Origin of the sequence: Gordonia desulfuricans NBRC 100010 (genome assembly GCF_001485495.1) — a bacterium.
Lineage (GTDB): Bacteria > Actinomycetota > Actinomycetes > Mycobacteriales > Mycobacteriaceae > Gordonia > Gordonia desulfuricans.
Window position 1 is genome coordinate 62941 of record NZ_BCNF01000022.1, and the last position, 12301, is coordinate 75241.

Below are 12301 nucleotides of genomic sequence, written 5' to 3' on the forward strand. Positions count from 1 at the left end.
AGGATTCAGCCTCCGGAAGACCCTCCACTGCGCAACTGTTCGAGCACCTTGCCGCCGATCTCACCGAGCAGACCCGGACCCACATCGGGCAGTTCGTCGGTGGACAACAGCGGTTTGCGGGAGGCGGGAAGTCCGGCGGTGCGGGTGGCCTCCACCCGGATACCGGTCTGCTTGTCCTTGGCCAGCGGGGTGGTGTACTTCGCCAGATCGGTGGGAGTGGTCACGGTGCTCACCACTTTCAGCCCGGTCGATCCGAAATCGGCTGCCGCCCTGCGAATGTGGTTGGGCGAGGTGACGAGGACGATGTCGGTGATGCCGCGGGGCCGCAGGATCGGGGCGGTGTTCTGCGCATTCGACACGGTGGAGACCGACTGCTCCTCGGTGACGATCCGCGTGGCGTCGACACCCTTGCGGATCAGCCAGGCCCGCATCGCGCCGGCCTCGGTCACCCCGTTCTGCGGTTTGCCGCCGGTGACGACGATCGGCGCCGACGGCAGCACCTGCGCCTGCGCGAGCCCGGCCTCGAGCCGTTTGACCAGTTCAGGGGCCATCTCACCCTTCGGACTCAACCCGAATCCGAGGATGACGATGGCCGGGTTGCCGGCCACCTGCTGCGGCTGGGTGGCGGGCACGATGGCCGCGGCGGCCGTCACCGCCTCGGTGACCGTTCGCGCGGTTCCGGCGAGCAGCGGGTTGACCACGGCGAGCCGCCTCAGGGCGGCGGACGCGGTGCTCGCATCGTCGACCTGATCGCTCCAGATCGCCTGCAGGGCCAGCGATTGGCCGTCGGCCGGCGAGAGCGTGACCGCCTGCCGGAGGGCATCCAGGCCACCGGTCACGTCGCCGGTGCCGAACTTCTGCTGGGCGTCGTTGTAGAGCGTCGCCGGATCGGTGGCCACGGCCACGGTCTGTACCCGCGGATGCTCCCCCACGGGAATCGAGCCCACCGCGGCACCGGTCACGGCCGACGCCACGATCACCCCGGCCGCCACATAACGGAATCGCTTCACTCTGGTCACACCAGTCACTGGCGTAACAGTAACGGTCTTCGGCAACAGCCCGGCACGCATCCGGTGACGGTCCGATAACGCCGACCGCCCCGAGGCCAGTGGCCCCGGGGCGGTCGGAGGGTGTGTACCGCTACCGTACTGCGGTCCTACAGCGCCTTCAGCTCTTCGATCACCGCGTCGACGGACTTCTTCGCGTCGCCGAACAGCATCGACGTCTGATCGAGGTAGAACAGCGGGTTCTCGATACCGGCATAACCCGAGCTCATACCGCGCTTGAGCACGATCACCGAGCGCGCCTGGTCGACGTTGAGGATCGGCATGCCGTGGATCGGGCTGCTCGGATCGTTCCGCGCGGCCGGGTTGGTCACGTCGTTGGCGCCGATCACGATGGCGACATCGGTGCGGTTGAACTCACCGTTGATGTCGTCCATCTCCTTCATCGCGTCATACGGCACATCCGCCTCGGCGAGCAGCACGTTCATGTGCCCGGGCATACGGCCGGCGACCGGATGGATCGCGTACTTGACCTCCACGCCCTTGCTCTCGAGCAGGCTGGCCATCTCCTTGACCGCGTGCTGCGCCTGCGCCACGGCCAGACCGTAGCCGGGCACCACGATGACCTGGTTGGCGTAGGCCATCTGGATCGCGGCGTCGGCGGCCGAGGTGGCCTTGACGGTGCCGCCGGCCGCACCGGCCGCACCCGCACCACCCTCGTCGCCGCCACCGAAGGCGCCGAACACGATGGCCGGGATCGACCGGTTCATCGCCTTGGCCATCAGGTTGGTCAGGATCGAACCCGACGCGCCGACGATCATGCCGGCCACGATCATCGCGGTGTTGTTCAGCGCGATACCCGCAGCCGCCGCGGACAGACCGGTCAGGGCGTTGAGCAGCGAGATGACCACCGGCATGTCCGCGCCGCCGATCGGGAACACCACGAACAGACCCATCACACCGGAGGCGATCAGCAGACCGACGATCCACCACACACTCGCGCCGCCGCCATTGGCGGCGTCGACCGCGAGGAAGATCGCGATCGCCAGCGAGATCACCATCAGCACGATGTTGGCGAGCTGGAAACTCTTGGCCGCCTTGACCAGCGACTTCTCCAGGTTCTTGTTCAGCAGTTCCTGCAGCTTCGCGAAGGCGACCAGCGAACCCCAGAACGACACCGAACCGATGATCGCGGCGATCAGCGAACCGGCCACCACCGGACCGGCCGGGGTGTCACGGAAGTGATGGAACCCGTCGGTCTCGATGAACTCCGCCCACGCGATCAGCGCGACGGTGCCACCACCGACACCGTTGAACAGCGCCACCAGCTGCGGCATGGCCGTCATCTTGGTCTTGAGCGCCGGCGGGATACCCAGTGCCACACCGACGATCAGACCGACGGCGATGAGCACCCAGTTGATGGTCGGCGTCGACGCATCCGACCCGGCCGGGCCACCCAGCTCACCGTTGCGGATCGGGACGTTCAGCATGGTCGCGATGATCGCGATGATCATGCCGATCGCGGCGATCCAGTTGCCGCGCACCGCGGTCTTCGGGCCGGTCAGACCCATCAGACCGTAGATGAACAGACCGAATGCCAGGATGTAGAGCCCCGACACCAGATAGCTCCAGCTCGACGGAGCGGTCTGGGTGGGGACGATGAAGACGTTGAAGATGTCGATGTTCACTTGTCACCGTCCTTCTTCGGTTCCGGACGGCTCTTGAACATGCCCAGCATGCGGTCGGTGACGAGGAAGCCGCCGACCACGTTGAGCGTTCCGAAGACCAGGGCGACGAACGAGATCAGGTACACGCCCCAGCCCGCATTCGGCGGCAGCGAACCGATGACGGCGATCGCACCGAGCACCACGATGCCGTGGATGGCATTCGTGCCCGACATCAGCGGGGTGTGCAGGGTGTTGGGGACCTTCGAGATCACCGCGAAGCCGACGAAGCCGGCGAGCACGAGGATCGCGATGTTGGCCAACAGGCCGGTATACATTCCGGTGACCATCAGGCAGACACCTCCGAATCGCGGGTGACGCAGGCGGACGCGACCACCTCGTCGGTGAAGTCCGGCACCAGCGCACCGTTGTCGTCGAGCATCAGATCGATCAGCGCGAACACGTTCTTCGAGTACAGCTCGGACGCATGCTCGGGCATCGTCGCCGGCAGGTTCAACGGCGAGGTGATCGTCACGTCGTGGCGCACGACCGTCTCACCCGGCACCGTCAGCTCACAGTTGCCACCGGTCTCGCCGGCCAGATCGACCACCACGCTGCCCGGCTTCATGCCCTCGACAGCCGCAGCCGTCACCAGCCGCGGCGCCGGACGACCCGGCACCAACGCGGTCGTGATCACCACGTCGAAGCCCTTGATCGCATCCTCCAGCGCCTGCTGCTGCTGGGCACGTTCGGCATCGGTCAGCTCACGCGCATAGCCGCCCTCACCGGCGGCGTCGATACCCAGATCCAGCCACTGCGCACCCACCGACCGCACCTGTTCGGCGACCTCGGGGCGAACGTCGTACCCGGTGGTCCGACCACCCAGACGCTTCGCCGTGGCCAGGGCCTGCAGACCCGCAACGCCCACACCGAGCACCAGCACCGTCGCCGGCTTCACCGTGCCCGCAGCCGTGGTCAGCATCGGGAAGAACCGTGTCGACAGATCCGCCGCCACGATCACCGACTTGTAGCCCGAGACATTCGCCTGCGAACTCAACGCGTCCATCACCTGGGCACGCGAGATACGCGGGATGGCCTCCACGGCATATGCCTCGACACCCGCGGCCTTCAGCGCACCGATCTTGTTGTCGGAGTTCCGCGGCGCCAGGAAACCGATCAGCTTCTGCCCATTGCGCAACCGCCCGATCTCGGCATCCGACGGCGGCGACACCCGCAGCACCACATCGGCGCTGTAGGGATCACCGATCGTCGCGCCCGCATCGACGAAGTCCTGATCCGGGATCAATGCCCCCAGACCGGCTCCCTCCTCGACGATCACGGGCACCTTCTTGCCCACCAACGAGGCGACCACCTTCGGGACGAGCGCAACACGGCGCTCCCCCGGGGCCGTCTCGCGAACGACACCCACACTCATTATCTTGTTGTCTCTCACTTAGTCGGTTTTGTCGGCAGCGGCGAGCGGCCCGGTCGGGTCACGCTTCGGCCATGCGACGAGGATGCGCCGGGCACGACGCGGTCAGCCGCCGGCCCGACATTCAAGAAAAACGTCCGACGAACATAACATGCGGACATCCGTGGGAGATCACTCAGTTGGTTTGGTCACTTTAGTCTTGACTTACCCGCTGGTACACCAGCGTCCTGTGTTCATCTCGACGTCACCGAATCGGCCCCGACCTCGCGTTATGGGCGGTCGTCGCGAGCCGTGTACGGGTCGGTGTGCGGGACCGACAAAACCGCCGACCCCCCGAGCGGGGGGTCGGCGGGGCGGCGTCGGATGTCGGGGATGCCGGGTCGGCGGGGCGACTCAGTGAGCGGGATCGGCGTCGGCGAGACCCAGCGACACCCCGCGTGCGCCGACGGTGAGCGTGATCCCCGCGATGCTCACCGAGGTCCCGGATGCGTCCTGACGCACGGTCGGCATCGCGCCCGGATTCCGCGGGACCGGATTCGGGGAGACCTCGGCCTGCGGGGTGGAATTCTGCGGGGTGGGATTCTGCTGAGTGGGATTCTGCGGGGTGTGATTCTGCGGGGCGGTCGCCTGCCGCTCATGGGCGACGGCGTCGGGATCGGTGACCGGTGCCTGCAGCCCGAGCGAGTGCATCCACTGCTGCTGGATCTCGCGCGGGGTGGCGATGCGTCGCCCGGCCGCATCGTGTGCGGCCTGCCCGGGCACGGGTACCGGGACGAGCCGGTCGAGGGTGGCGTCGAAGTCCTTCGGGAGCCGAACTCCGTTGCGCCGCAGCTCGACCCCCCAGGGGTTGCCGGCGTCGAGCACCACATAGGTGGTGTTGCCGACCGTCCACGTCCGCTCCACCGGATAGGTGTTGACCTGGTCGCCGAGCTTGCCGTGGATGGTGGCACCCGGGATCAGGTAGAACGCCGAGGCGAACGGGTCGGCGAGCGGATTTCCCATGCCGCACACCGCATCCCCGCGCACGCAGTACTGGATGACGTCGATGTCGCCGGTGGCGGACTCGTCCCGCGGACCGTTGGTGAACAGACCCGGGATCACGCTCGGCATCACCGCCTCCACCCCGGTCTCCGGGAACCGGGTGTCGGCACCGGAGATCACGACGAGGTGGTCGTCGCCGATGGCGCCGGGGACACCGGCCTGCGACTGCCGATGGAGCCGGTAGGCGGCGTTCATCGCCACCGGGGCGCTCTGCGAGTAGCCGTTGAGGATGACAGATCCAGCGGAACCCTGTGCAGCCCAGGCCTTTCGGGCATCCGAGATCGCCTCCCGGGTGCCGTCGTCCACCGAGTCGTTGTAGGTGCCCTCACCGAGCAGATCGATCGTGCGACCGAATGCGTTGAACCCGAATGCCTGCGGGTAGTTCACGAAGCGGACATCGGGCCGGAACGGGTCGTAGAAGCCGATCCCCACGGTGCGGCCGTACTGCGCACCGCCCACCGCCGAGCCGCCACCGACGATGTCGGCACCGGTGACCGCGACCTCGTCGCCGGTCCCGGGGGTCAGGATCACCGTCGCGTCGCGGCCCAGGTCTTTCGGCAGCCAGCCCGGCTGGGCGCGCACCACGGGCGTCGCGGGCTCGTCGGTGGCCGCTCCCGCCGGTGCCCACGAGGACGCCGGTGCCCACAAGGACACTGCCGCACATGCCGCCGCGGCCGCCGTCGTGATCCGGCGCATGTCGCGGCGCCTGTCCGCACATCGTCTTTCCACAGCTAATTGTTTAGCAAAACGATCTTTTGCCGAGCCGGTCAGCTCAGGTCACGGTGAACTGACGGGAGTGCAGACCGGTCGCGCCGTCGGGCACCGGGTCGGCGATCTGCGAGGTCTGCACCCGCCCGTCCTTGCCCACCGCACGGCAGGCGACCCGGTGCACACCGGGCGTCGCAGCCCAGTCGAAACGCCACAGCCGCCAGGTGTCCTCGCTGTAGTCCGCGGCGAGCGTCGCCGGCTGCCACGGACCGTCGTCGACGCGGACCTGCACCGCCTCGATCCCGACGTGCTGACACCACGCCGTGCCCGCGATCACCACATTCCCGGCCGGCAGGTCCCCCCTCGACGACGGCCGGTCGATCCGCGAGGCGATCTTGATCGGGCCGGTCGCCGACCACCCGCGATCGGTCCAGTAGGCGCGTGCCTTGGAGAAGGTGGTCAGCTCCCAGTCGACGACCCACTTGGTGGCCGAGACATAGCCGTAGAGGCCCGGCACCACCTGCCGAACCGGGTATCCGTGTTCGATCGGCAGCGGCTCGCCGTTCATCCCGATCGCCAGCAGCGCATCCCGGTTGTCGGTGATCGCCGAGACCGGGGTGCCACAGGTCCAGCCGTCCGAGCTGGTCGAGAGCAGCATGGAGGCGCCGGGCCGCACACCGGCACGCTCGAGCAGGTCGGCCATCCGCACGCCCAGCCACCGGGCATTGCCGATCAGGTCGCCACCCACCTCGTTGGACACGCAGGTCAGGGTCACCAGACGTTCGGTCATCGGCATCGCGACCAGGTCGTCCCAGTCGAGGGTGAACTCCTCGTCGACCATCCCGTGTACCCGCAGGCTCCACCCCTCGGTGGTCAGCCGCGGTACCTGCAATGCGGTGTCGATGCGATAGAAGTCGGCGTTGGGGGTGACGAAGCGGGTGGCGCCCGGCACGTGCAGATCCGCATCGGCGGGAACCGGCGGCGCGGGGTGCGCCGGGGTCGGCAGCAGCACCCGGGCACGGTCGGCGACGGTCGCGGCCGCATCGGCGATCAGGGCCCGCCCGATCGCACCGACGGCGGCCGCACCCGCCGCGATCGCCGCGGCGGTGATGACGAAACGCCGCGACACCCCGGCGTCGGCGGTCTCGGTGGTGTCGGTGCCGTCGGTGGCGGTGGCGGTGGCGGGCGTGGTCCCGCGAGCCCCGATCAGCCCGATCAGGACGCGCAGCACCACCACGCCGACGATCGCAGCGGCGATCGAGGGCACCGCGAACGACGCCGTCGATCCGGGACGGCCGAGTGCGGCGAGGACCCCGAGGAGACCGAAGACCGCGATCACCACCGAACCCACCGGCGGCCACCGGCGTTCGAGCAGCCCGCATCCGGCGGCGATCAGGGCGATGATCACCGCCATCCCGGTGAACAGGGCGACCTTGTCGGAGGTGCCGAAGGTGGTGATCGCCCACTCCCGCACCGCGGTCGGGGTGTGGTCGACGACGGTGGAGCCGACGGCGAGGAAGGGGGTCGCGTCGGGTGAGACCATCACCGCGACCAGTTCACCGGCGGCCAGCGCCGCACCCACCGCGATCAGTCCGGCGACCAGCGCGGCCACCGTCGACGCGCCGATCCCGGTGGGTGATCGACGGCCGGTCGCGGATGTCATGTCCCCTTGATACGCCTGCCCGGCCACCGCGGACAGGTGCACCGTCCCGGCGTCGATCGGACGCGCGACACCGGCCCGCCACCCCCGGGACAAAACTGCAACAAGTTCTAGAACAAGTTCTAGTTCTTGGTTACGCTGTCGGCATGGCAGCTGGCACCGAGATCCCGGACACCGTCGCCCTCGGCGACGTCACAGAATTCAGCGACGAGGTCGACGTCGTCGTCATCGGCCTCGGCATCGCCGGCGGATGCGCCGCGGTCGAGGCGGCCTCGCACGGCGCCCGGGTCGTCGTACTCGAGCGGGCGGCGCAGGCCGGGGGCACCACCGCCCTGGCCGGCGGACACTTCTATCTCGGCGGCGGTACCGCGGTGCAGCAGGCCACCGGCCACGCCGATTCCGCCGAGGAGATGGAGAAGTACATCACCGCGGTGTCGGCGCACCCCGACCCGGAGAAGATCCACGCCTACTGCGTCGACAGTGTCGACCACTTCGACTGGCTCGAGGCCCTCGGCTTCACCTTCGAGCGCAGCTACTACCCGGAGAAGGACGTCGTCCAGCCCGAGACCCAGGGGCTGATGTACACCGGCAACGAGAAGGTGTGGCCGTTCAACACGATGGCCGTACCCGCACCGCGCGGCCACAAGGTCCCGGTGCCCGGCGACACCGGTGGCGCCGCGATGATCGTCGACCTGCTGGTCAAGCGGCTCGCCGAGCTGGGTGTGGAGGTGCGCTACGAGACCGGTGCCCGCAACCTCGTCGTCGGCACCGACGGCTCGGTGGCCGGGGTGGCCTGGCGTGCCCTCGACGGCACCGAGGGGGTGATCGGCGCCAAGGGCACCGTGATCGCCGCGGGCGGCTTCGTGATGAACTCCGAGATGGTGGCCGAGCATGTGCCGTGGCTCGCCGAGAAGCCCTACGTGCTCGGCAACACCTACGACGACGGCCTCGGCCTGCGGCTGGGGGTGTCGGTGGGTGCCGTGCTCGAGCACATGGACCAGGCGTTCTGCACCGCCCCGCTGTATCCGCCGGCGATCCTGCTCACCGGGATCGCGGTGAACAAGGACGGCGAACGCTTCGTCGCCGAGGACTCCTATCACTCACGGACGTCGGCCTTCGCGCTCGAACAGCCCGAGTCCAGGGCCTACCTGATCGTCGACGAGGCCCACCTCAAGCGTCCGCGGATGCCCCTGGTGCCGCTGCTCGACGGCTTCGAGACGATCGCCGAGATGGAGGAGTCCCTGGGCATCCCGGCCGGAAGGCTGCAGGCGACGCTCGATCGCTACAACGCGAACGCCGCCCGCGGCGAGGACCCGGACTTCCACAAGGCGCCGGAATTCCTCGCCGCCCAGGACAACGGCCCGTGGGCGGTGTTCGACATGAGCCTCGGCAAGGCGATGTACGCCGGATTCACCATGGGCGGCATGTCCACATCGGTCGACGGCGAGGTGCTCGACGCCACCGGCACACCGATCGGCGGCGTGTACGCCGCCGGTGCGTGCGCCGCCAACATCGCCCAGGACAGCAAGGGTTATGCCAGCGGCACCCAGCTCGGTGAGGGCTCCTACTTCGGGCGCCGGGCGGGCCGGCACGCCGCCGCCCGTTAGGCCCGAGAGCACCGCCCGCCAGGCCCGAGAGCACCGGCAGCTAGGCCCGAGAGCACCGGCAGCTAGGCCTTAGAGCCGCCAATCTCGGATCGGAATCGCCTCAGCCGCAGACTGTTCGCCACGACGAAGACCGACGAGAAGGCCATCGCCGCACCGGCGATCATCGGATTGAGCAGTCCCGCGGCGGCCAGCGGCAGCGCAGCGACGTTGTAGCCGAACGCCCAGAACAGGTTTCCCTTGATCGTGGCAAGGGTCCGGCGCGACAACCGGATCGCGTCGATCACCTTGCGCAGATCGCCGTCGACGATCGTCAGGTCGGCGGCGGCGATCGCCACGTCGGTACCGGTCCCCATCGACAATCCGAGGTCGGCCTGCGCGAGGGCGGCGGCGTCGTTGATGCCGTCCCCCACCATCGCGACGGTGTGCCCCTGCTGCTGGAGCTCGACGACGGCGGCGACCTTCTCGTCGGGGCGGACCTGGGCGATCACCATCTCGATGCCGACCTGTGCGGCCACGTGCCGGGCGGCGCCCGGGTTGTCGCCGGTGAGCAGCACCGGGGTGAGGCCCATCCGCTTGAGCTCCGAGATCGCCTCTGCCGACGTGGGTTTCAGTTCGTCGCCGACGACGATCACCCCCTGCGCGGAGGGGACGCCGGAGCCGTCGGCGGTGTCGATGGTGACGATCACCGCGGTGGCACCCCGCTCGTGGGCGGCGTCGACCGCCGTCCGCAGGGCCGCCGGCAGGCTGTCGGCGAACTCGCGCGGACTGCCCACCCGAACGGTGGCACCGTCGACGATGCCGGTCACGCCCACACCCTCGGTACTGCGGAACCCGCTGACCGACCCGACCGGAAGATCTTGTGCGGCTTGGACGATCGCGGTGGCGATCGGATGCTCGGAGGCGGCCTCGACGGCGGCTGCGGCGGCGAGCACCCGGCTGGTGGTGGCGTCGTCGGCGGCGCCGGTGGCATCCACCGCATGGACCCCCGACACCTGCATGACGCCGGTGGTCACGGTGCCGGTCTTGTCCAGCACGATGGTGTCGACCTGCCGGGTCTGCTCGAGCACCTCGGGGCCGCGCAGCAGGATGCCCAGTTGCGCACCACGTCCGGTACCCACCATCAGCGCGGTCGGGGTGGCCAGACCGAGTGCACAGGGGCAGGCGATGATCAGTACGGCCACCGCCGCGGTGAACGCCAGGCTCACCCCGGAGCCGTCGGCGACGGCGGCACCGAGCCAGAAGCCCAGTGTGGCAACGGCGATCGCGATCACCACGGGGACGAACCAGGCCGAGATGCGGTCGGCGAGACGTTGGGCCGCGGCCTTGCCCGCCTGGGCGTCGGCGACCATCTTGGCCATCTGTGCGAGGGCGGTGTCGGCGCCCACGTGGGTCGCCCGCACCACGAGCCGTCCGCTGGTGTTGAGCGTGGCCCCCACCACGGTGTCGCCCTCGGTGGCCTCCACCGGCACCGACTCGCCGGTGATCATCGAGGTGTCCACCGCCGACGAGCCGTCGACGATGACGCCGTCGGTGGCGATCTTCTCGCCCGGCCGGACGACGAATTCGTCTCCCACACCGAGCTGTTCGATCGGGATGCGGGTCTCTACGCCGCCACGCAGCACCACCACGTCCTTGGCGCCGAGTTCCATCAGCGTGCGCAGTGCATCGCCGGCGCGACGCCGGGCCCGCTTCTCGAACCAGCGGCCGAGCAGCAGGAAGGTGGTGACGCCGGCGGCGGCCTCCAGGTAGATGTTGGCGGCGCCGTCACCGCGCTGCGGGACGAGGTCGAATCCGTGGGTCATCCCCGGTTCGCCGGCCGTCCCCAGGAACAGCGCATACAACGACCACCCGAAGGCGGCCAGGGTGCCGATCGACACCAGCGTGTCCATGGTGGTGGCGCCGTGGCGGAGGTTGATCCAGGCGGCACGGTGGAACGGGTAGGCGCCCCAGACGACGACGGGTGCGGCCAGGGTCAGCGACAGCCACTGCCAGTAGGTGAACTGCCAGGCCGGGACCATCGCCAGGATGATCACCGGCACCGTCAGCACCGCACTGATGACGACGCGTCGGCGCAGTTCGTCGAGCTCGGGATCGGTGTGGCCGGTGCCGTCGGCGGAGTCGTCGGCGCCCGGATGGTCGTCGACGGGATCTGCGTCGTATCCGGCCGACCGGATCGCGTCGATCAGATCGGTCGGGGTCAGCTCCGCCGGATAGTCGACCTGGGCGCGTTCGGTGGCGAAGTTGACCGTGGCGCTGACGCCGTCGAGCTTGTTCAGCTTGCGCTCGATGCGACCGGCGCACGATGCGCAGGTCATGCCCTCGATGTCCAGATCGATGCGGGCATTGGTGCTGGTGGTGGTCATGGGTGGCCCCCGTGCGGGTCGGTGGCGGGTCGGTCCCCGACGGTCGTCGGGGCCTGGTGGGTGCCCTGGTGCGGGGCGGTGTCGGTGGCCGGTCCGACCGTGTGGCCGATCGCGAAGGCGATGGCGAACACGGCGGCGAGCATCACCGCGAAGGCGGCGACCCGCACCGCCGTGTTGGTCGCCATCGCGTTCAGGGTCATGCCAGCTGGTATCCGGCCTCGGTGACGGCCTTCTCGACGTCGGCGCGCTCGAGTGGTGCATCGCTGCTCACCTCGACGAGCCCGCCCTCGAGGGTCACCTCGACACCGGTCACGCCGGCGATCTCCTCGATCTCCTCACGCACCGACGACGCGCAGTGGCCGCAGGTCATGCCGGTGACGGTGTAAGTCTGGGTTGCCATGTTGTTCTCCCTGTGGGATCGGGCCCGGAGTCGGCCTCCGGGCGGTGGTGGATCGGGTCGGGTCAGGACTTGACGAGCCGGGCGATCGCCTGGACTGCCTCGTCGACCTTGGCGCGGCCCTCGGCATCCCCCTCCTGCGCGGCTCGCACCACGCAGTGGTTCATGTGCTCCTCGAGCAGACCGAGGCTCACCGCCTGCAGTGCCTTGGTCATCGCGGACACCTGGGTGAGGATGTCGATGCAGTACTGCTCTTCCTCGACCATCCGCTGCAGACCACGGGCCTGCCCCTCGATCCGGCGCAGACGCTTCAGATAGTCGTCCTTGCGCTCGATGTATCCGTGTTCGGCGTGGTCCACGGCGCCTCCGTTCCTGGTACCCCCTACTGGTATACATCGGAGTACATGGAAACGCTACCCCCCTAG

11 protein-coding genes are annotated in these 12301 nt (G+C 68.9%); 1 reads left to right on the plus strand and 10 read right to left on the minus strand.

Features of this window, described 5'->3' with window-relative positions; all coding sequences use genetic code 11:
- Positions 1 to 5: 5 nt before the first annotated feature.
- The 6 genes from GD1_RS03875 to GD1_RS03900 form a co-directional block, all read right to left on the minus strand.
- Complete coding sequence (locus GD1_RS03875; protein ID WP_053776308.1) at positions 6 to 1019, minus strand: YdcF family protein; 1014 nt, start codon at positions 1017 to 1019, stop codon at positions 6 to 8.
- A 137-nt stretch (positions 1020 to 1156) separates the two neighbouring features.
- Entirely contained in the window at positions 1157 to 2686 is a 1530-nt protein-coding gene (locus tag GD1_RS03880) for an NAD(P)(+) transhydrogenase (Re/Si-specific) subunit beta (RefSeq protein ID WP_053776366.1), read from the minus strand.
- A gap of 2 nt (positions 2687 to 2688) precedes the next feature.
- Positions 2689 to 3006: an NAD(P) transhydrogenase subunit alpha part 2 gene (locus tag GD1_RS03885; protein WP_053776365.1), complete on the minus strand. Its 318-nt coding sequence runs from the start codon at positions 3004 to 3006 to the stop codon at positions 2689 to 2691.
- Between the two features lie 11 nt (positions 3007 to 3017).
- Complete coding sequence (locus GD1_RS03890; RefSeq protein WP_053776307.1) at positions 3018 to 4103, minus strand: NAD(P) transhydrogenase subunit alpha; 1086 nt, start codon at positions 4101 to 4103, stop codon at positions 3018 to 3020.
- Between the two features lie 390 nt (positions 4104 to 4493).
- Complete coding sequence (locus GD1_RS03895) at positions 4494 to 5837, minus strand: alpha/beta hydrolase family protein (protein WP_059035773.1); 1344 nt, start codon at positions 5835 to 5837, stop codon at positions 4494 to 4496.
- 76 nt (positions 5838 to 5913) lie between these two features.
- Positions 5914 to 7512 (minus strand): molybdopterin-dependent oxidoreductase, encoded by a 1599-nt coding sequence (locus GD1_RS03900; protein ID WP_059035837.1) that lies wholly within the window; start codon positions 7510 to 7512, stop codon positions 5914 to 5916.
- A 143-nt stretch (positions 7513 to 7655) separates the two neighbouring features.
- On the opposite strand from GD1_RS03900, the gene GD1_RS03905 reads away from it, so the two are divergent.
- Positions 7656 to 9116 carry an FAD-binding protein gene (locus GD1_RS03905; protein ID WP_059035775.1) on the plus strand — a complete coding sequence of 487 codons (1461 nt, stop codon included), beginning with the start codon at positions 7656 to 7658 and terminating at the stop codon, positions 9114 to 9116.
- Positions 9117 to 9178: 62 nt separating this feature from the next.
- Here the strand turns inward: GD1_RS03905 and GD1_RS03910 are convergent, their stop codons facing one another.
- The 4 genes from GD1_RS03910 to GD1_RS03925 form a co-directional block, all read right to left on the minus strand.
- A complete protein-coding gene (locus GD1_RS03910) occupies positions 9179 to 11479 on the minus strand; it encodes a heavy metal translocating P-type ATPase (RefSeq protein WP_059035777.1) in 2301 nt (766 codons plus the stop codon).
- The gene (locus GD1_RS03915) at positions 11476 to 11664 is read right to left on the minus strand and encodes a hypothetical protein (protein WP_162128740.1); all 189 of its coding nucleotides are present in this window, start codon (positions 11662 to 11664) and stop codon (positions 11476 to 11478) included. The genes GD1_RS03910 and GD1_RS03915 overlap by 4 nt, the downstream gene beginning before the upstream one ends.
- An 11-nt stretch (positions 11665 to 11675) precedes the next feature.
- Positions 11676 to 11879, minus strand: coding sequence for a heavy-metal-associated domain-containing protein (locus GD1_RS03920; RefSeq protein WP_020793900.1), 204 nt, complete (start codon positions 11877 to 11879; stop codon positions 11676 to 11678).
- A gap of 62 nt (positions 11880 to 11941) precedes the next feature.
- A complete protein-coding gene (locus GD1_RS03925) occupies positions 11942 to 12235 on the minus strand; it encodes a metal-sensitive transcriptional regulator (protein ID WP_020793899.1) in 294 nt (97 codons plus the stop codon).
- Positions 12236 to 12301 lie beyond the last annotated feature (66 nt).